21 protein-coding genes and 1 tRNA gene are annotated in these 19,365 nt (G+C 39.6%); 14 read left to right on the top strand and 8 right to left on the bottom strand.

Annotation, left to right across the window (positions count from 1 at the left end; translation table 11 throughout):
- Nucleotides 1-2,356, bottom strand: a 2,356-nt coding sequence (locus tag VB733_RS25475) for a protein kinase domain-containing protein (protein ID WP_323342848.1), incomplete at its 3' end; no start/stop codon positions are given.
- Between the two features lie 392 nt (nt 2,357-2,748).
- On the opposite strand from VB733_RS25475, the gene VB733_RS25480 reads away from it, so the two are divergent.
- The 3 genes from VB733_RS25480 (at nt 2,749) to VB733_RS25490 (ending at nt 5,703) form a co-directional block, all read left to right on the top strand.
- Nucleotides 2,749-3,945, top strand: coding sequence for a site-2 protease family protein (locus VB733_RS25480; RefSeq protein ID WP_323342849.1), 1,197 nt, complete (start codon nt 2,749-2,751; stop codon nt 3,943-3,945).
- Nucleotides 3,946-4,251: 306 nt separating this feature from the next.
- Nucleotides 4,252-4,323 (top strand) — tRNA-Cys (locus tag VB733_RS25485).
- Between the two features lie 243 nt (nt 4,324-4,566).
- Nucleotides 4,567-5,703, top strand: a complete 1,137-nt coding sequence (locus tag VB733_RS25490; RefSeq protein WP_323342850.1) for an integrase — start codon at nt 4,567-4,569, stop codon at nt 5,701-5,703.
- Between the two features lie 29 nt (nt 5,704-5,732).
- Here VB733_RS25490 and VB733_RS25495 read toward each other — a convergent pair whose 3' ends face one another.
- Nucleotides 5,733-5,963 carry a hypothetical protein gene (locus VB733_RS25495; protein ID WP_323342851.1) on the bottom strand — a complete coding sequence of 77 codons (231 nt, stop codon included), beginning with the start codon at nt 5,961-5,963 and terminating at the stop codon, nt 5,733-5,735.
- Nucleotides 5,964-6,104: 141 nt separating this feature from the next.
- Between VB733_RS25495 and VB733_RS25500 the strand changes: the two genes are divergently transcribed.
- Together VB733_RS25500 and VB733_RS25505 are read left to right on the top strand one after the other, a co-directional pair.
- Nucleotides 6,105-6,263: a hypothetical protein gene (locus VB733_RS25500; protein WP_323342852.1), complete on the top strand. Its 159-nt coding sequence runs from the start codon at nt 6,105-6,107 to the stop codon at nt 6,261-6,263.
- A gap of 1,560 nt (nt 6,264-7,823) precedes the next feature.
- Nucleotides 7,824-8,375: a hypothetical protein gene (locus VB733_RS25505; RefSeq protein ID WP_323342853.1), complete on the top strand. Its 552-nt coding sequence runs from the start codon at nt 7,824-7,826 to the stop codon at nt 8,373-8,375.
- 197 nt (nt 8,376-8,572) lie between these two features.
- Here the strand turns inward: VB733_RS25505 and VB733_RS25510 are convergent, their stop codons facing one another.
- Nucleotides 8,573-8,722: a hypothetical protein gene (locus tag VB733_RS25510; protein ID WP_323342854.1), complete on the bottom strand. Its 150-nt coding sequence runs from the start codon at nt 8,720-8,722 to the stop codon at nt 8,573-8,575.
- 475 nt (nt 8,723-9,197) lie between these two features.
- Here VB733_RS25510 and VB733_RS25515 point away from each other — a divergent pair, with 475 nt between their 5' ends.
- Both VB733_RS25515 and VB733_RS25520 read left to right on the top strand, forming a co-directional pair.
- A complete protein-coding gene (locus tag VB733_RS25515) occupies nt 9,198-9,356 on the top strand; it encodes a hypothetical protein (RefSeq protein ID WP_323342855.1) in 159 nt (52 codons plus the stop codon).
- Between the two features lie 52 nt (nt 9,357-9,408).
- Nucleotides 9,409-9,741: a hypothetical protein gene (locus tag VB733_RS25520; RefSeq protein ID WP_323342856.1), complete on the top strand. Its 333-nt coding sequence runs from the start codon at nt 9,409-9,411 to the stop codon at nt 9,739-9,741.
- A 138-nt stretch (nt 9,742-9,879) separates the two neighbouring features.
- Here VB733_RS25520 and VB733_RS25525 read toward each other — a convergent pair whose 3' ends face one another.
- Together VB733_RS25525 and VB733_RS25530 are read right to left on the bottom strand one after the other, a co-directional pair.
- On the bottom strand, nt 9,880-10,305 hold the full coding sequence (locus tag VB733_RS25525) for a hypothetical protein (protein ID WP_323342857.1): 426 nt from the start codon (nt 10,303-10,305) through the stop codon (nt 9,880-9,882).
- Between the two features lie 423 nt (nt 10,306-10,728).
- On the bottom strand, nt 10,729-11,823 hold the full coding sequence (locus VB733_RS25530; RefSeq protein ID WP_323342858.1) for an alkene reductase: 1,095 nt from the start codon (nt 11,821-11,823) through the stop codon (nt 10,729-10,731).
- 166 nt (nt 11,824-11,989) lie between these two features.
- Between VB733_RS25530 and VB733_RS25535 the strand changes: the two genes are divergently transcribed.
- On the top strand, nt 11,990-12,367 hold the full coding sequence (locus VB733_RS25535) for a winged helix-turn-helix transcriptional regulator (protein ID WP_096618091.1): 378 nt from the start codon (nt 11,990-11,992) through the stop codon (nt 12,365-12,367).
- 19 nt (nt 12,368-12,386) lie between these two features.
- On the opposite strand, the gene VB733_RS25540 is transcribed toward VB733_RS25535, so the two are convergent.
- A complete protein-coding gene (locus VB733_RS25540; RefSeq protein WP_323342859.1) occupies nt 12,387-13,394 on the bottom strand; it encodes an NAD(P)-dependent alcohol dehydrogenase in 1,008 nt (335 codons plus the stop codon).
- 112 nt (nt 13,395-13,506) lie between these two features.
- Here VB733_RS25540 and VB733_RS25545 point away from each other — a divergent pair, with 112 nt between their 5' ends.
- Nucleotides 13,507-14,187, top strand: a complete 681-nt coding sequence (locus tag VB733_RS25545; RefSeq protein WP_323342860.1) for a TetR/AcrR family transcriptional regulator — start codon at nt 13,507-13,509, stop codon at nt 14,185-14,187.
- Nucleotides 14,188-14,355: 168 nt separating this feature from the next.
- Here the strand turns inward: VB733_RS25545 and VB733_RS27530 are convergent, their stop codons facing one another.
- On the bottom strand, nt 14,356-14,580 hold the full coding sequence (locus VB733_RS27530) for a phage integrase N-terminal SAM-like domain-containing protein (RefSeq protein ID WP_416336349.1): 225 nt from the start codon (nt 14,578-14,580) through the stop codon (nt 14,356-14,358).
- 614 nt (nt 14,581-15,194) lie between these two features.
- Here VB733_RS27530 and VB733_RS25550 point away from each other — a divergent pair.
- The 3 genes from VB733_RS25550 (at nt 15,195) to VB733_RS25560 (ending at nt 17,589) form a co-directional block, all read left to right on the top strand.
- The gene (locus tag VB733_RS25550; protein WP_323342861.1) at nt 15,195-16,154 is read left to right on the top strand and encodes a hypothetical protein; all 960 of its coding nucleotides are present in this window, start codon (nt 15,195-15,197) and stop codon (nt 16,152-16,154) included.
- Nucleotides 16,155-16,346 (top strand): hypothetical protein, encoded by a 192-nt coding sequence (locus tag VB733_RS25555; RefSeq protein ID WP_323342862.1) that lies wholly within the window; start codon nt 16,155-16,157, stop codon nt 16,344-16,346. It begins immediately after the preceding gene.
- Between the two features lie 283 nt (nt 16,347-16,629).
- Complete coding sequence (locus VB733_RS25560; RefSeq protein WP_323342863.1) at nt 16,630-17,589, top strand: DUF4351 domain-containing protein; 960 nt, start codon at nt 16,630-16,632, stop codon at nt 17,587-17,589.
- 298 nt (nt 17,590-17,887) lie between these two features.
- Here the strand turns inward: VB733_RS25560 and VB733_RS25565 are convergent, their stop codons facing one another.
- On the bottom strand, nt 17,888-18,205 hold the full coding sequence (locus tag VB733_RS25565; RefSeq protein ID WP_323342864.1) for a hypothetical protein: 318 nt from the start codon (nt 18,203-18,205) through the stop codon (nt 17,888-17,890).
- 95 nt (nt 18,206-18,300) lie between these two features.
- Between VB733_RS25565 and VB733_RS25570 the strand changes: the two genes are divergently transcribed.
- Together VB733_RS25570 and VB733_RS25575 are read left to right on the top strand one after the other, a co-directional pair.
- Entirely contained in the window at nt 18,301-18,945 is a 645-nt protein-coding gene (locus VB733_RS25570) for a transposase family protein (RefSeq protein ID WP_323342865.1), read from the top strand.
- Nucleotides 18,932-19,195 carry a transposase family protein gene (locus VB733_RS25575; protein ID WP_323342866.1) on the top strand — a complete coding sequence of 88 codons (264 nt, stop codon included), beginning with the start codon at nt 18,932-18,934 and terminating at the stop codon, nt 19,193-19,195. The genes VB733_RS25570 and VB733_RS25575 overlap by 14 nt, the downstream gene beginning before the upstream one ends.
- Nucleotides 19,196-19,365: the final 170 nt, after the last annotated feature.

The raw sequence follows: 19,365 nt of genomic DNA on the forward strand, positions 1-19,365 counted from the left end.
TTTTTTGACTCAACTTCTTACAAAATTCCACGGCATCATCCCAAGATACACTTTCCACAGGTTTATTTGCACCTTTGAAACTAGCGGGATTATTCCCCATAATGGCTTGATACTGCGCTTGGGTAATTACATATCTCCCCATGAAGAAACCCGGTACTGTAACTTGTCGCTGGGGACTTTCAGTTGTGCTTCTCCCTGCTTCACTTTCTGGAGAACCCATTGTAAATGTTCCTCCGGGTATCTGTACCATCTCCAAGATGACACCATTCCCCAAGTCTTCTGTAATATACTTCGCGCTTAATTTCCGGCGATTGGTAATGCTTCCCCTGGAATCTGCTGTCACAGTTTCAAAATTTAAGGTTTGCAGTGATAAATTCGATTTTGTTGAGGTTTTTGTCACAGGAGATGGCGAGTTTGTCGAGAAGCCAGATTTTTCTGAAAAATCCGACTTTTGTGAAGTTGATGTCTGTGATGAGACATCAGTAATGAATTTGCCCACAACAGTTATACCCAACCCAGCACCCACCCAACTCACAGTTTGAATAAATTTCCGACGTGACGGGTTGATAACTGTTTGCTGATTATTATTCGCTGGTGGTGAAGGGGTTGTATTTACATGCTTAGGAGTTGGTGGTTGAGATACAGGTGGTTGGGGTGTAGGTGTTTGATTTCTGGGCGGTTGGGGAGTTGCTTTTTTAGGAATTGGTGGTGGTGTCACAACTACAACAGGTTCCTTCAACAACTCCAACCATTGCTGCATAGTTTGGGGACGATTCTCTGGTTCCAACTCCATCCCTTTAAGTATCGCTTGATTTACCCTACTGCTAATACTAGGATTAATATTCTTTGGTGACTCCAATATCATCCCACTAGCTCGATTTATAGCTGGATGGGGTAGCTTTTTGGTGACTAAAAAATATAATGTTGCTGCTAAAGCATAAATATCTGTATATGCACCCCGTTTTGCCACAGTTTGATATTGTTCAATCGGTGCAAAACAATGGGAAAGATAAGGTGTATGCAACTTGGTTTCACTGGGCAGAAATTCCCGGGCAATACCAAAGTCAATTAATACCGCTTCTCGCTGGTTTGCACGGATGAGAATATTTGCTGGTTTCACATCCCGATGCAACAACCCATTATTGTGAACTACCGTTAGTGCTTCTCCAATTTGCTGAATATATCCGACTGCTTCCGCTTCCGATAACACACCACCATTGACAACCCTATCTGCCAGGTGTTCTCCCTCGATATATTCCATTGCCATACACCAAAGTTTCCCTTCAGGGAAGACTTCGCTAATTTTGACAACATGGGGATGGTTGCATTTTGCTAGTTTTACCGCTTCGTTGAGAAAATCTTGCTGGAGTTTGGCAAAATCGGGACGTTTTTGGACTGTCTCATTCAAGGTTTTGATGACAACTCGTTGGTTATTTTCATCTCTTGCCAAGTAAGTAATTCCAAATCCACCTTGAGCTATATCTCTTTCAATGGTGTATTTGCCATTTTGTAATTGATGTCCCCTTTTCCAAATCGTGATTTCTTCCTCAACCAGCAATTCCAACCATTCCTGCATTGTTTGGGGACGGTTTTCGGGTTCCACTTCCATCCCTGTGAGGATTGCTTGATTTAATTCATTGCTAATAGTAGAAACATGCTCAATCGGGGAAACCAAAGGCATATTATAGGCTTTGCGGTTAAAAGATTCGGTTGGTCTTTTTCCCGTGACTGCGTAGTAAAGTGAAGCAGCAAGAGAATAAACATCAACGTAGGGTTTTCTATCTCCCCGCATTTGTTCGTGGGGTGCAAACCCAGGATTACCAAAGAACCGAGAACTAACGGTTGTTGGCATTGTCTCACCAGCAATCCCAAAGTCAATTAATACAGCTTTGCCATCCTGTTGAATCATCATATTCCCAGGATGGGCATCTCGATGTACCAATCCCGCTTGGTGAACTATTTTCAAGGCATTACCAATTTGAGTTATATATTTAATTGCCTCTGCTGTTGGTAATGCTCCCCTTGTTTGCACCAGGTTAAATAAACTATCCCCCTGAACAAAATCCATCACCAAACAATAAGTACCACCCTCGTTAAATAAATCCCTCACACGGACGATATTTGGATGCTGTGTTTCCGAAAGCTTTTCTAATCGCTGCCCTTCGTCGATAAACCGCTTGATGTAGTTAGCATATTCTGGATCATTTTTCAAGCTTTCATTGGGTGTTTTGATTACCACAATGTTATTTAGTATCGAGTGTCGTGCTTTGTAGGTAATACCAAACCCACCTTGCCCAAGCACCTGTTCGATAATGTATTTACCACCTTGTAACTGCTGTCCAGATGCCCAAACCATCGGTTTTTGACTGCGCGACGTTGGGTTTCATTATTGCAAAATTTCCTAAATACCGCAATTGTACTGAGAAAAATTTCATATATACCCAAAACAGAGGTAAAGAGCATCACCTCAGTCAAGTTGATATTTGATGGCGACGCTTCAAATTCCTATCGAATTACGAAGAATACAGAGTGCAACGAAAAAAGAGGAGTTTGATGTTCGGTGTCAAGTGCGGGCTACACTCATACAAATGATTGATGATTTGATTTAGGATGGGAATAATTGGGATTAAAAAATAAGCCCTATTGGTTAATCTTCCCTCAGTAAAAATACACTTGGAAGATTCCATAATATATACATTAAGTGCCGTTCTAATTACTACTAGTAATATTTATTTTCAGGAATTTATTATGCAAAAACATTTGAGAATCGGGTCATTATTCGGTATACCCCTATTTTTAGACCCTTTGTGGTTTGTTATTTTTGTGTTGTCCACTCTCAATTTTGGTATTGCCTACCAAGAATGGGGTGCTGTCATGGCTTGGAGTGGTGCGATCGCAATGTCACTGCTATTGTTTGCCTCCGTACTATTACATGAACTAGGACATAGTTTAGCGGCAAAATCGCAAGGTATTCAAGTAAATTCGATTACACTGTTTTTATTTGGTGGGATTGCAGCAATTGAAGAAGAATCCAAAACCCCAGGGAAAGCTTTTCAAGTTGCGATCGCTGGTCCCATTGTCAGCATTGGGTTATTTTTATTGCTAGCCATGACCGCAAATATACTACCAAGTAATACACCTTCAAGCATAGTCATTAGCGATTTAGCCAGGATAAATCTGATTTTAGCACTGTTTAACTTAATTCCTGGTTTACCTTTAGATGGAGGACAGGTATTAAAAGCAGCATTATGGAAAGCAACAGGAAACCGATTTCAAGCAGTACGAGGAGCAGCAAGAGCAGGGCAAATTTTGGGATATACTGCGATCGCTCTTGGTTTAGCAGTTGATTATTTCACCAGCGATTTAGGAACAGGCTTGTGGATAGCTCTATTAGGATGGTTTGGCATTCGTAATGCCACAAATTATAGCCGCATCGCCACTCTACAAGAAACATTATTAAATACAACTGCTGCGGAAACAATGACGTGCGACTTTCGCGTAGTCGATGCCAAGCAAAAATTGCGTACATTCGCTGATTTGTATTTGTTAGAAAATTCTACTTCTCAAGTTTATTTTGCAGAAGCTGATGGACGCTATCAAGGTATGGTTTTAGTTGATAATTTGCGGCAAATTGAACGTAGTGATTGGGAAACAAAAACTGTACAAAGTATAGTAAATATTTTATCTGAAATCCCTACTGTAGAAGAGAAAAGTACCTTGATAGAAGTAATTAACAAACTCGAAAAAGAACAATTAATACGGGTCACTGTATTATCTCCCGCAGGAGCAGTTGCAGGTGTGATTGATCGAGGTGATATTGTGCAAATATTAGGACAAAAATTAAATTTACGCATCAGTGATATAGAGATTAAACAAGTTAAGCAAGATGGAATTTATCCATCAGGATTACAATTACCTTTAATTGCTAAATCAACCAAAGATTAATTTCCGTAAAATTTCCACAACCCACCGCACTCTGGGTTTTTGATTTCAGTTTCGATTTTTCGGCTCTAAATTCGTCAATTATTTTCTCTATAGAGTTTCATACCTGACACTCAGTCTCTAGGCAATCCCAGCAATTCTAAATTTGGAGTGCTTTTGCGCTGTTTTCCGCGACAAACGTTTTGTTACTGATAAAACTCCCTTCGAGTAAGGGTTTTGAAGTATAGGATTTTTAAATTTAGAATTGCTCAGTCAACAAAAAGTGGAATAATCTCCGAAATGATGCTAACATGTGTAGTTGTTGGTTGCGGCGACATAGCCAAGTGGTAAGGCAGAGGTCTGCAAAACCTCCATCCCCCGGTTCAAATCCGGGTGTCGCCTTTATTAATATCCCCTTGTTTTCGGCTCCAGAAGCAGCACCCAGCTTCAACGAGTCAAACTTCAATTTGTTTCATTTTACTCCAAATCAGGTCGAATCAACCCACAAATTTAGGCACAAATTTAGTCCAAGTTTTGGCTACTATTTAGAGGTTGGGAAAAGCCAACTATCAGTTTGTTGCACGATTAGATTGGGTGACATCTTCCATCGAAAACTTTCCCTCAGTCACTTTGGGGTAAATTTTTATGGATATTAGTGGTCGCCTTGCCCAAGCCAATGGTAGATTACGGTCTTCTAAGATTGGTATCGCTATTCAACAGCGTGGAAATACTCTATGGCTCAGGGGGACATTTCCACCAAAGTCAAATTCAGGTAAAACCAAACCCCATCAGCAAAGAATATCGCTGAGAACAAAAGAAAATCCTCAAGGAGTAAAAGCCACGATTGCAGGATTGCAATATGCCGAACAACAAGCTCGTGCGATCGCTTTACAACTTGATAAAGGTCAATTTAATTGGGCTGATTGGCAATTAGGTCAAGCACAAGAAGCGGAAACTGTATCTGATTGGGTAGAGAAATTTGAAACCGAATATTGGAGGAGGCGATCGCGTAACCAACAAACAGAGACAACCTGGAAAAAAGATTACCAAATCGTCTTCCCTAAATTTGTTGAGTTTGCGAAGGATGCAGAAATTTCCGTAGACTTAATCATCAAGTTTGTAAGCCAAACAAAACCTGATACACGAAGTCGTAAAAGGGTGTGTGATATTTTAGGTAGACTTGCCAAATTCGCCAAGCTTGAAAATTTAGATGCAATTAAAGAATTGAGTGGAAATTATTCCCCAGGAACTGTATCACCAAGGAGTTTACCCACAGATGAACAAATAGCTCAATGGCGAGATAAAATTACCAATTCAGGTTGGCAGTGGATATACGGGATGTGTGCAGCATATGGTTTGCGTCCCCATGAAGTATTTCATGTTGACATGCTAGATTTCCCCATTGCCAGAGTCAGCGATGAAACTAAAACAGGAGAGCGATTTATCTACCCGCTATATCCGGAGTGGGTGGAAAGCTGGAATCTAAAAGAGATTGTTTTACCAAACTTGGTATCAATGAAAGATTCCTCCAATGCAAAACTCGGAACCAAAATATCGGGATTTTTCTACGACTTTAAAATTCCGTTTCCCCCATATAATCTTCGTCATTGCTATGCACGTAGATGTTTTGAATTTGGTTTTACCCCTGATTTCGGAGCAAAATTAATGGGGCATTCGGTCACTACACATTGCAAAACCTATCGAGCTTGGATAGATGAAGCAACCTATTGGAAGGTATATGAAACCCTAATTAATCGTGTTGGTAGACCACCTGCTCCATAAGTCAAGTTATCCATGATGCCAGACGGTAACTAGGTGCGAAAAGCTGCTGGAATGGCAAAATCGTTCAAAATGGCAGTAATGTTAATTTTGATAATTCGATTTGTACAGCCATACCGTCTAGCATCAATCCAATGAACTCCTTCTTGCCATTCCCCAGAACTAATTCTACGAAAAATTGAACTACGGCTAAATCCTTGACCTAATCGGATTGATGCTTGTTCAATTGACAACAGTTCTGCATCGGGGGGCAGCTTTGACATTATTCGTTTAGTCAAATTAACCTCCTGAAATTTTGTTGATTTCACAACTAGATTAGTTTTTGAAAATGTTTAAAGCCGTAATGCTAACTCCAATTCATCAGAAGGAAGCATAAATAAAATTCGTATTTGCCACGCTAACCCATGTCTCAAATTTTTCACGAGATATCTAAACTACTTTCAGTAACAAACTTAGGTAAAAAACAAGCCTTTCTCATATTGCATTTAGACCCCCATCGAACAGCAGAGAAAGAATTGAGAACTGTCGAACAATACAATTGGAACGAAACACGCTTAACTTGATGAATGTGCAGCGAAACCATACACCTCTAATTACTTATACACACTTATCTTGATTTTGACAATTGCTTACTGACCCAGATAATTAGTGCTTAATATCAAGTTGTATAATATTGTTTAATCTATGATTATTTTTATACGTATCCAACATCAGTTAGATATTTATTAAAAGCTTGGTGAGATAAGAACTACACTACACTTAGCATTATTGCTCTATCAATAATGCAAGTGTAATAAATAGTGGTTAATACCCGAACACTGAACTTTTATCTCACTATGAAAGTCAAGCTGTGAAAATACCTGTAATAACTGCTACACAAATCATACAAGGCTTCAATATAATTAAAAAGCTGAGAAAATAGGAATATTAATAAAGTATTTATAAGTCTAATCTATCACAATAAAAAACTTAAGTGCTTATTTCCATCTCATAATTTCTTGAGTAATTTTGTGGTACAAATTGACACAAATTGATACAGGCTTGTGATGCTGCAATTAAATTTGCAATCCCCTTGTTAATAGAAGGTTGTACCTCTTTAAATGTCATAAATTTAACAATAATTTGTTTGTGTATGTTGCAATGGAAACAGAAGAAGTTTATCTACGTAGTTATATCTAAAATTGTATACGAAGAAACTGTATAAAATGATTTCTAGACAAGAGGACAAAATAAATTTTCTGCATCTACCCAATGGGATAGTATTTAGTGGGAGTAGAGTTTTTTCATCCTTTTGGATGATTTGTTTTGCAGAGAATGGGTTCAAGATTTAGGAATCAGTATCAAGCATGACCAAAAAAACTATCAACTAGGAAATCAAAAGTCAGAAACCATGAACAAGAAGGCAGTTTGGATATTATGTACGTAAATATGGATGTACATTCTTCTCACTGTCATACTTAACCACCTAAACTTGATGACATAACGTTGGGACAAGCTATGGCATCAAAAGTCAGCGATTGTGACTCGATTTTTTGTTTTGCTTGAATCCAGGGATGCATTAGTATTTTCAATACAACTACCATACTGACAAAATTATCTGAGGCAAAGTCACTAGTGGGATTAGAAACAATACAACAATTATCCAAACTTTTAGAAGCCCAATCTCAAATCTAACTCCAACAACGCGCACTTTCAGCCAAAACCGAACATTTGAGCAAGTCATTTGCAACTCACGAAAAATGGTTGCAGGGGATAGATGTAAAACGTGATCGCATCGAATCACCTTTCATAAGTATTATTTTACGGTGATTGGTGGGAGCAAACCTGCATAAAATCAAGCTGGGGAAAGCTCAGGCAAATAGTTTAGGGAGAAAAGCATCTGCTTATTGAGGCAAAAATGGAATGCGTAAATAAGTCGTTTTTGATTCGATGTACGGAACTGTTGGAAATTACCCACAGGAAGTTTTGGAATTTGTGTTTCACTCGGAAGGATTGTTTGTATGAGAAGGCAGAAGGCAGAAGGCAGAAGGCTGGAGGGAAATGTATCCCGAAGGGTACTTGTTCTGAGACGCACCACTCTCTTTTCCTATCTTTGTGTAAAGTCTTGACAAAAGGTATTTTCAATGGATTGTACTCAATACCCAAGTCCGATTTTCCATTCTGTAAATCCAAAATTTCTCCAACCCCATCCCTCATACTCATCGATTTACGGAGATGAGGTAGATGTATCAGATGTAATTAATTTAATCAGTAATAATCAATATCCCAGACCATTACTGATTAACCAAGAAAACACGATTGTGAACGGGCATCTATACTGGAAAGCATCTCTATCCTTGGGGTGGAAAAGCATTCCGGTTGAAGTGAGAGAATTTCCGAGCCCAGAAGCGGAGTTAGAAGCATTACTTTTGGAAAATATTGAACGTAATAAAACTAACGAACAAAGAGTACGTGAAGCCCTAGCTTGGGAAGAGATTGAAAAAATGAAAGCCAAGCAGCGACAACAATTAGCAGCAATTACGACCAATGAAAAATTAGGAAGAGATTTTGAAAAAACGTTTAAGGAAAATTTTCCTGGAGCGTCTATCAAAGGTCAAACGCGCGATCTCGTCGCTCAATTTGTCGGTTTGGGAAGTGGTCGCAATTATTCCAAAGCTAAGAAGGTTGTCATGTAAATAGATAACTTGATCGAATCGGGGAATACGGAATTGGCTGCAAAGCTACGAAATACTCTCAACTGCCAAAGCATCGATGCAGCAGTCAAACTAATTCAAAATCGCGATTCCCCAAACCTCGAACAGTCTTCATTAAAAAGCCCAAGTTGTTGGAACTGCAAGCACTGTAGCCGAGAGTCCACAGAAGACAATCATACTTATTTTTGCGATCGCTTTGGTTTATTAAGTTTCCTCGAACAAGATGGGGAAACACGAGGTACAAATTGTCCCTGTTGGAAAAACCGCCAAGAAAAATCGGTAAGTAATTCCAATTCTTCAACCTTTCCATTGGCTGGCTTTTGGGTCATGAAAGCTAATAGGAGCAGATACATCCCTAAGACCAAAATAGAATGTTTTCTCTTGAATTTCCCCTTGCTGATTTTGACTAATTGTATGTTGAGCGAAACTAGAGGGATTAAAAAATAAAATTATGCTAATAACTGTTAAACTTAATTGACGATTCAGTTTCATATTCTGTATTAATGATTTTTATTATCGTTACTCTAATGGATTAAAGGTATAAATTGTAGCAATAATTACTGTTTAGGATTTTCGTACAAAAGAACGTGATGTCTATGCTGATAGTGTAAATACGTAGATTTTCGACTATTCCATCAAAATATAGCATTTTATCAGTATATTCTCTATGTATCTGTATCCGTCAGGGTAAAATTAAATTAATAATTCCTTAGCCAAAGCTTAATACTGGGTTTCAGAACGAAGACTTGCTTAAACTACTTATTCCAACGGGAACCAGATGTCTTACCGCGTTTGGTAAATTCGATGCGGAATTTCTTCGGGAAATCGGGATTTATGCCTGCATTTTTCACATCAGCTTTTTCTGTCGCAGGTCTTTTCTACGACCAAATTCAACAGGAAGAGGGATTTACTGAAATTAGGGATTATCGATACGCGATCGCCCCATTTACTCGCTGGATATGAAGCTATTGCAAGTATTACCTCTTCTAGTAGTACAAGTGTTGTCATTACCAGCTTGAAAAATCCCGAAAATAAAATACAAATCGATCGCGTTCATCAATATGGTTTCAGCGATCGCAATTGGCAGGGTGAACAGGTCAAGATTACCTTGGAAGCTGGACAAGCTCGTAAAATCATCGCGAAATTAGATAACCAAATTTTGGGAATTTTAAACCAAAAATCCGCCGATTTCCTCAATCAACAACTCGCTGTAAAGGGGAGAACAATCCAAGGATTAACATTGACCCGTAGTAATGTGAGCTATTTTTTCATTGAAGAGGAAATTTCGCTCGTTTTTTGCAAAAATTCTTCTCTAGTAATTTCAGAATTTTGCAACTTCTTGAAGTAAACCTGTAACGTGTTTTGAGCTTCAACATCAAAAATTGTGGTACTTCCTGGAGTTGTTATTCCAACTATACTATCTTCGTCATCAGGTAAGCTTCTGAGAAATTTTATATAATACTTAGATTGATGTTGTTTATCCCATTCATAAAAGTGGGAAATTTCTAATCTTATTTAATATTCTGAGTGCAACTTTACGGGCATCTTCTTCCTTTATCCATACTGTTAAGCTGTCTATCCTTGTTGCCCCTGGCGGTACCGCCATTACAAGCCACTTTCCAGATACCTCTGATTGTTTTACCCAGGTATAAGAAAAAGCTTCTTTTAAGGGAATATGCTGAGTAACTATACAGCAGCATCTATCATCAAAAACCTGAAAATGTAAATTTGGATTGCGAACTGCTAAATCAAAAGCAACTTGTCTTAAGATTTCAAATCTTATCTTAGTAGTTTCAAAAACATGTATTGCATTTTTATCGCTTTTATACTTGTTAATCAGTAGTCTTATTTGAGTTTTGATGCTGGAGTAAATTTTTCTTGAATTTGGATTTGGGTTATAGCCTTTAGACATAATCACTTACTACCAAATTTAACTACCATTACTTTATATTATCTAAGATTCACCCTTAATCTTTCCCAAACGGCTGTCCCAACCTCTCCCAGTTTTTCTTATTGAAGGGCGATCGCCACTTGAGTATCAAATACAATTCTAATTTCTGCCTAGCTTCCCGGCGTTGGGGAGTATGCAATAGGTATTGAGGTTAAGGATTTGAAACTTATCTCCTTGGAGTTACAAAGTATACCTATTTTGGCGGACTTGGTTATCGACTAAAAACTACATTTTACCGAAGTTCAAAAGTTTCACTTCGGAAATAATCTACCGAACGACAAAAGTTGCCGTTCGGTAGCAGCAAGTTGTATGGAATTCTTGAACTGATGAGGCAACGGGAGCAGTATCAAATATAGAGCTTGAGCAGATAACTTATCAGTTGTTCTATCTTGCTAGAGCCGGATAATCCGTATACCCGTGTTCTAAATCTCGATCGCCTTTACCGTAAACAGTTGCAAAATTCACCTCATTCAAAGGTGCATCGATCGCAAACCTCTGTGGTAAATCGGGGTTGGCAATAAATGGTCTGCCGAAGGATACTAAATCCGCTTCTTCACTTGCGATCGCCTGATTGCCTCTGGCTTTGTCGTAATTGCCATTGGTAATAATTAAACCCGAATAAAAAGGGCGAAATGTTGCCAATACGGGGTTGATAACACCATCGGTTTTGAGGTCATCCTCGCTTGGTTCCATTAAGTGAACGTAAGCAAGATTGAAGCGATCAAGTTGTTGGATTGCATAACCAAACGTTGCTACAGGATTGGAATCATGCATCCCGTAAAAAGTATTGCTGGGAGATAGTTTAATCCCCACTCGCTCTCCACCCCAGACCTGACAAACAGCTTCCACAACTTCCAAAAGGAAACGAGCGCGATTTTCCACCGAACCACCATAAATATCCGTTCGCTGATTCGATCCATCCTGGAGAAATCGATCAATTAAATAGCCAAATGCCCCATGTAATTCCACACCATCAAATCCAGCTTGCATCGCGTTTTTTGCAGCTTGGCGAAATTCTTCAACGATACCAGTGATTTCCTCAGGTTCCAAAGCGCGAGGAGTTTCGATCGTTACTTTCCCTGCTGGAGTATGGAGCATTCCCACAGGTGGGATCGCGCTGGGAGCGACAGGTTGTTTGCCATCGAGTAAGGTTGGATGGGAAATTGGACCCGAATGCCAAAGTTGCAGAAAAATCTTGCCACCAGCTTGATGGACAGCATCAGTTACTACCTGCCAACCAGCAATTTGCTCTGGCGAGTAGATTCCCGGACAGTTCATGTATCCATTACTCATTGGCGACACCATCGTACATTCGGTAACAATCAATCCAGCCAATGCTCGTTGACGGTAATACTCCGCCATTATTTCATTGGGAATTCCCCCCACTGCTCGCAAGCGTGTCATGGGAGCCATCACGATCCGGTTCGGTAGATGATTGGCACCGAGTTGAATTTCGGAGAAGAGATTGCGAGCGCTCATGTATAAAACCTCGATTGCTTGGGAAGACTAATTTACAAGTGTTCGGTTGACATTGCCTTAGCCGTGCATGGTTTAATTATCAAATCTGATATACAACTTGACAAGTACAAACAAAAAACTGCTATACACACATAAATGTATGTAGGTCGAAGGATTGGTAAATTAAATGTCGAAGGAAATCGTATCTGCAAATGTGCTAGACAGCCATCCTTTCTTACGGCAAACCCTGGAACTGGTAGCAGATAAATGGGTTGTGGCGGTTTTGTATATACTTTCGGGTGGGACAAAACGCTATGGAGAATTACAACGGGAAATTGGCGACATTTCCCAGCGAATGTTAACGAAAAGCCTGCGGGATTTGGAACGTAATGGTTTGGTAAACCGTAAAGTGTATCCTGTTGTACCACCAATGGTTGAGTATTCTTTAACACCATTAGGGGAAAGCTTAAATGGGGTACTTAAATCATTATGCGATTGGTCAAATCAAAACTTTGATGAGGTCGAAGTTGCCAGAGAGCAATACGATAGACAAAACAAACGATGAATTATTACCCAAATCTGTTTTACGTATCAAAAGTGATTGCGACTTTTCCTCGCACTTGTCGCTGTTCCAAATGGTGGATTGCTGCTGGAACTTCGCTCAAAGGATAAACCCGATCGACATAAGGACGAATTTTACCAGCTTCGATCGCGTCTTTTAAGACAATTAAATCTTTTTGGTTGGGCTTGCAAGCCAGAAACTTGATTTTGCGATCGCCAATCTTAGAAGTCACAAAATCGAGAAACATGGCTTGAAATAATCGCGTCATCGAACCACCAACTACTACGTAAGTACCTGGAGTTTTCAAGAACGGGAAATAATCGAACGGTGAATTGTAGGCAGCATTGTCGAGTATCAAATTGTAATAGTGCTGTTTTAATTGGGATTTCATCTCTGCACGAGTGCAAACGCGATCCGCCCCAAGCGACTTCACCATTTCGACTTTGTTCGCACTGCATACACCTGTCACCTCAGCCCCCAAAGCCTTAGCAATCTGAACTGCAAACGACCCTACCCCACCGGAAGCCCCATTTATCAATACCTTTTGTCCTGGCTGAATTTGTCCCACATCTCGCAGTCCTTGGAGTGCTGTCACCGCAGAAACGGGAACTGTTGCAGCCTCTTCAAAGCTGAGATTATTTGGCTTAAAAGCGATCGCTGTTTCGGGAGCGCAGACATATTCGGCGAAGGCACCAAAACCCGATTCCGAGACATCGCCAAACACCAAATCTCCCGGCTGAAACTGGGTCACATTCTTCCCCACAGCTACCACTTCCCCCGCAACATCGCAGCCTAGGATTTTAGTTTGAGGCTTGCGTAACCCTCCATAGATGAAGCGAATAAAAAACGGTTGACCCCGCATCAAATGCCAATCTCCAGCATGGACGGCAGCACCATGAACTTTAACTAGTACGGTGTTATCAGATACAACGGGTCGATTAACCTCCTCCATTTGCAACACATCGGGAGAACCATATTCAGACTGGGCGATCGCTTTCATTTTTAAAACTGTTCGATCGGGATTATTCATGGGCTTTGAGGAGACAAGTTTAGCTTACACTGTAAGTGTAACTTACGGCGTAAGTTTGTCAAGTTAAAGTAATTGAAGATTGATTCGGGCTGAAACAACTAATTCGAGGAAAATGGTCAAAACTAGTAACTCAAAATCGATACCCCCATTGCCTTTGAGTCGGGAACGGGTATTGCAAATGGCACTGTGTATCGCCGATAAAGATGGGATTGAAGCGCTGTCGATGCGGAAAATCGCCCAGGAGCTAGGTGTCAAAGCAATGTCACTGTACAATCACGTTACCAATAAGGACGATATTTTGGATGGGATTGTCGATCTGGTGGTTGGGGAAATTGAGCTACCCAACCTAAAAATTGATTGGAAAAAAGCCATGCGGCGACGGGCAATTTCGGCTCACGGGGTGTTGTTGCGCCATCCTTGGGCTGCAATGCAGATGATGTCGCGGGTGAATGTGGGGTCGGCAATGTTGCGCTATATCGATGCAACTTTGGGATGTCTGCGTGAAGCTGGCTTTTCTTTTGAGACTGCCGACCATGCTTGGAACGCGATAGATAACCACATTTATGGGTTTACGCTCCAGGAGCTAAATTTCCCCTTTGAACCTGGGGAGTATGCACAACAAGCAGAAAGCTTTATTTCGTTTATTCCGCCAGAGAAATATCCCTACATGAATCAACTTGCCCATTACGTCATCGAAGGTCGATATGATGGCTTGCATGACTTTGAATTTGGGTTAGATTTGATTCTTGATGGTTTGGAACGGTTGCGAGAAAGGCAACAGGGCGGGAAATAGAAAGTACCATCAAATCGATTCGTTATTTTGCTTTATGGTGGGGAATCGTTGAGGTATGCTTCCCACAATGATTTTGTTTGGTGCGATGGGTAAAGACTGGTCTACGGCGATCGCTGGTTTGGTCATAAATCGATATTTAAAACTTCTTGATATCAAAATAAAAGTGCATTAAAAGCCTGATTTTGAGTAGAAGCAGAGACTTTTTATTGAACTACTAAATGGGTTAAAAACCTTCGACTCCATCTGCTCCCATATCTTTAGGATGGCGCTTATCATGAAAAATATATAGTGTCGAATCCAAGAAACATAAGTTTTTTCAGTGCTGTACGAATAATGCTTGAGGCGTATTACATCCTGAACCTCTTCCATCAACTTCTTCGGGGGTTTTGTCATAGTTTAATATTTGGAAAAATTCTGCATATTGTCCTAATTCAGGATGACATTCGGAGATTATTTGAATATCAGGGTTAATTATACAGGGATTTTCCCTTTTCTACCTCAAAATGGGTGAATATACAGAAAAAATATGGATATTGTCGAAAAAAGGATGTTATGTGGAAACTTTCTAAATATTTATGACAAATTGGGTAAATACGCGGAAAGTTTCTGTATATTTCTCATATTCCGATAAATTCTATATATTATGATTTATGAGCCTTACCCACATTTCTCACAAGGGAGCGATCGCTATTACCCAAACCTTTACCTAGCTTAGATTTTGGACATTTTAGACTCTGCATGAATCACAACAGGATGTTAGCGCAGTATTTTATCTCAAATCTAAGTGGTATAAGCCTTTTGAGCTACTTGTTAAAATTTTTGTGAGAAATCCGGGCTTACATTCCGGTTACTGCAATACTCCACAATTAGATATGTGGAAATCGTCAGCAGAATAAATAGTTAGGCGGCTTGATATTACTTGTAGGGGTGCTACCTGAAGGCGGTTTGTCAGTAGCTGATGCTAAGTTTGTATTGATCCTATCTAATTAGCTTAATAAAGTAAGGCGATGTCTCTTCTCAATAATGCTGTTGAGTCAATACAAGTAGGTGTTGAAGATTATCTTATGGACGATGGCAGAAGATATCTGTCTGCTGTAAGAAATATTTGTGCTGGCATACTTCTGCTCTACAAAGAAAAGTTATGTCAGTTGTCACCCTCTAATGACGGAGAAATTTTAATCAAGAAAGATATAAGACCTAGCTACGATGAGCAGGGAAATGTGATTTTTATTGGAAAAGGCAAAAAGACCGTAGATGTTCAAGAAATTAAGGAAAGATTTAGTAGTTTAGATATCAAAATTGATTGGAAGAAATTTGACGAATTAAATCAGCTTCGCAATGAAGTTGAGCATTATTACACAGATAAATCTCCTGATGCTGTTCGTGAAATTGTTGCAAAGTCTTTTGTGCTAATTCGAGATTTTATCGGTGGATATCTAGAAGAACAACCTCGCCATCTTCTTGGTGATGAATGCTGGCAAGCTCTTCTCGATACAGCAGATGTATATGCAGCAGAGGAAGAGGCTTGTAGAAAATCTCTCGCACAGATTGACTGGAAATATCAGACGCTCAAAGATGCCTTGCAAAAAATTAGATGTCCAGCTTGTCATTCAAGTCTGATAAAAACTGAAGATGAAGGCGAGTATAATACTTCTACTGTCTTGATTTGTAGTTCTTGTGGAGAAGAGTTTGATTTTGGAGATGCGGCAGAACAGTGTTTATCAGACAGTTTAGGCGCAGATATCTACACAGCTATGAAAGAGGGTGGCGAAGCCCCATTAGATCAATGCCCAAGCTGTCACCATAATACTTTTATGCTCTCTGAGAGGCATTGTGCGTTATGCGACTATGAACAGGAATATCTTGAGTGTGATATGTGTGGTACGTTTCTATCTCTTGATGAACAGTGGCTAGACGGTTATTGTAGTTATTGTCATCATAAATTGGAGAAACTGATGGCGGAGTAAGTGAAAGATGTTGCCGGAATCCTTGCCAATCCACCTAACAACCGCGCTGCACCGGAACATCCAATATTGTCAGTTGAGTTGCAAAGGTTATCTGTGTCCGGTGAGCGCGAACGTTATACAGATGAAGACTTGCTGCTAGCAGAAAAGTATCCTTGGAGGAATGCTGAGTGTGAACGCCATTGGTTGCAGTAAAAAAGATTGTAAGCACCATACAAGCATTACCGAAAGTGACAGAGACATTTAAACGGCAGTCAGGTATTTTCGCACCACGCGAGTTCATGAAGAAACGCAAATAATTAACTTTTCTGGTATGAAAATATTAGAAAATTATGATGTTGGGTGGTTATGAGAAAATAGAGAAGTTATTTGTTTTTTTCCTATCTTCATTTATCTTAGTCCAGCATTACTTTTCCCAATAATTGTTGCAATAAATCGCGGTAATATCAGAACATTAATACCATCTGCCGATCAACTCGTGACCGACGAATTACCCAGAGCCGATAACGATTCCCCCTGGAAAGAAATCCTCGAAGCCTACTTTCCCCAAGCCATGCAGCTTTTCTTTCCCCAAACCGCAGCCCTAATTGACTGGCAGCGTCCCCACGAATTTCTCAACAAGGAATTCCAACAAATCGATCGCGACGCAGAACAGGGAAGACGCTACGCAGATAAATTAGTGCGCGTGTGGCAACTCAACGGCGAAGAAATTTGGCTATTAATACACGTCGAAATCCAGGCAGAATCGGAGGAAGAGTTTGAAGAAAGGATGTTTCTCTACAACCTGCGGATTTTCGATAAATTTGCCAAACCCGCTATCAGCGTAGCGATTTTGTGCGATTCCAGCACCGATTGGCGACCCCACCAATATAGCTACGACTATCCCGACACCAGGTTAAATTTTGAATTTGGCACAGTCAAATTAATAGATTACAAAAACCGTTGGGCTGAATTAGAAGCCAGCGACAATCCCTTTGCCACGGTCATTATGGCACATTTGAAAACCCAGGAAACGAGGAAAAAATTAGGAGAGCGCAAAACCTGGAAATTTAGCCTAATTCGTAGGTTGTACGAACAAGGATGGCAGGAAAGGGACATTCGCAACCTATATAGATTTATCGACTGGGTTATGATTTTACCAAGGACATTGGAAGCAGATTTTTGGCAAGAATTTAAGCAATACGAACAGGAGAGACGCATGAGCTACATTACAACAGGCGAACGTATTGGCTACGAACGGGGGCAGCAAGAGCAAGCTCAAAATCTCGTGTTACGATTGCTGCAAAAGCGATTTGGCGAGTTACCCCAATCCGTGCGGGAACAGGTTCAATCACTTTCAACAAATCAATTAGAAACCCTGGGTGAGGCTTTGCTAGATTTTACAGGGTTAGATGACTTAGTTGCTTGGCTTGCGACAAATCCTGCTAACTCAAATTAACCGAGATTTTAAAGCCTATTTTGAGCGTGATGTGTATTGGTATGATGAGGTTGCTAGCACTTGCGACAACCTACACCATCAGTATGTCTGCTTATACCATTTCACTAAAATCGTGAAACATATCCAAATTCTGAAACCCTTGTAAAATCAGGATTTCTTAATTGCGAATTGCGAATTGCGAATTGTGAATTGCGAATTGTGAATTGGTATTACACCTCCTGCTTGTGCATTCTCAATCCCCTTAATACTTGCTCAACCTCCCTCGGCTGCGATTCTAACTTCGCTCGAAGCTGCATCCTCAAAACAGCCAACTTCTGATATTTTCCATCAACGCGATCGGCAATCCCCAACCGTCGTGCTGCTGTACGTATTCGACCTGGGGTAATTTTTGTATCAATTGTTCGAGCGACGCAGTATCAAAAGTCTCTAAAATGCTTAAAGAGACTTCAGCAATAGCATCTAGATTTTGTCCTATTTTGTTAGTTTTATCAAAACAAGGGAGGGTATTTTTGATACGTATCTCTGTTTGATTTACTCCTGTTTGCACCAAGGAATTTTGATGATTCTCTAATTGCTGCCATAAATCAAATAACCCATTGATAAAATCGAATATCATCAAACTCACCATAGCCATTAGACACGTCCGGAATATTATTTGGGCACAAAAAAGTGGTAGAAATGGAAATTGACCTTCTACTACTAGTGAATTAAATGATTAGTGCTTTTGATTATATACAGAAACATCCCTTACGTAGTAAGCAGCTTCTAGGCATTAGTTATGAACAGTTTATAAACCTTGTGAATGCAGCTAAAAAAGTTCACGAAGACGAACAACAAAAACTCGAACAGAGCAAAATCAGAATACATCGTCGTGGGGGTGGACGCAAAGAAATATTGTCGATACCAGAACAAGTATGTTTGTGCATTTTCTATCTGAGACAAATACCAACATTTGAAGTGTTAGGGATGCTGTTTGGCATATCAAAAACTTTATCTAATGATACTTTACACTATTGGAGAAAAATCTTACGTAAGATTTTACCAGCAAGTTTGCTAGAACAAGTTGAGGGGAAAGAAGGAGATTTAATGATTGTACAAGAATTGTTAACGCAATTTAAATTATTAGTAGATAGATTGGAACAGCCAATAGATAGACCTTCCGACAACAAGAAGCAAAGAAAGTTTTTTTCAGGGAAGAAAAGACAACATACTAGAAAAAGCCAGGTTGTTTCTTTGCCAGATGCTGAAGATATAGTAGATATTCAAGTAGGTTTTCCTGGACCGACAGCAGATATAAATTTATTTCGAGAGCAACAAAAAAGATTTGACGAGAATCAAGAATTTGAAGGGGGATAAAGGGTATCAAGGAGGAAATAATATCACAACTCCTCATAAGAAAAAAAAGAAGCAAGAATTAAGTGAACAAGAATTGGCGGAAAATAAAGCTTTATCAAGTAAGCGTATATTTGTAGAAAATTTAATCAGGGCAATTAAAATATTTCAAGTAGCATCCCAAAGATTTAGGTTAAATTCAGATGTTTATAATGAAATAATTCTAACTGTATTTGGATTAGTAAGACTAAGAATTGGAGCTTTAGCTTTGTGAATTATTAGTGATAAGAGAAAATAATGGTTGCAAAAATGATAACATACTATTTTTCTACTCTAAACTATCAGTAACTATCTCAAATGCTGATTGCTACGTTGACTTAAGGGTATACAAGGTTTGGTCTCTAAGCCTTGCAAATACTGTCTTGCGAGTTTTAGGACGTGTCT

It is taken from the genome of Calothrix sp. UHCC 0171 (assembly GCF_034931845.1).
In the GTDB taxonomy this organism is placed as follows: Bacteria; Cyanobacteriota; Cyanobacteriia; order Cyanobacteriales; family Nostocaceae; genus Brunnivagina.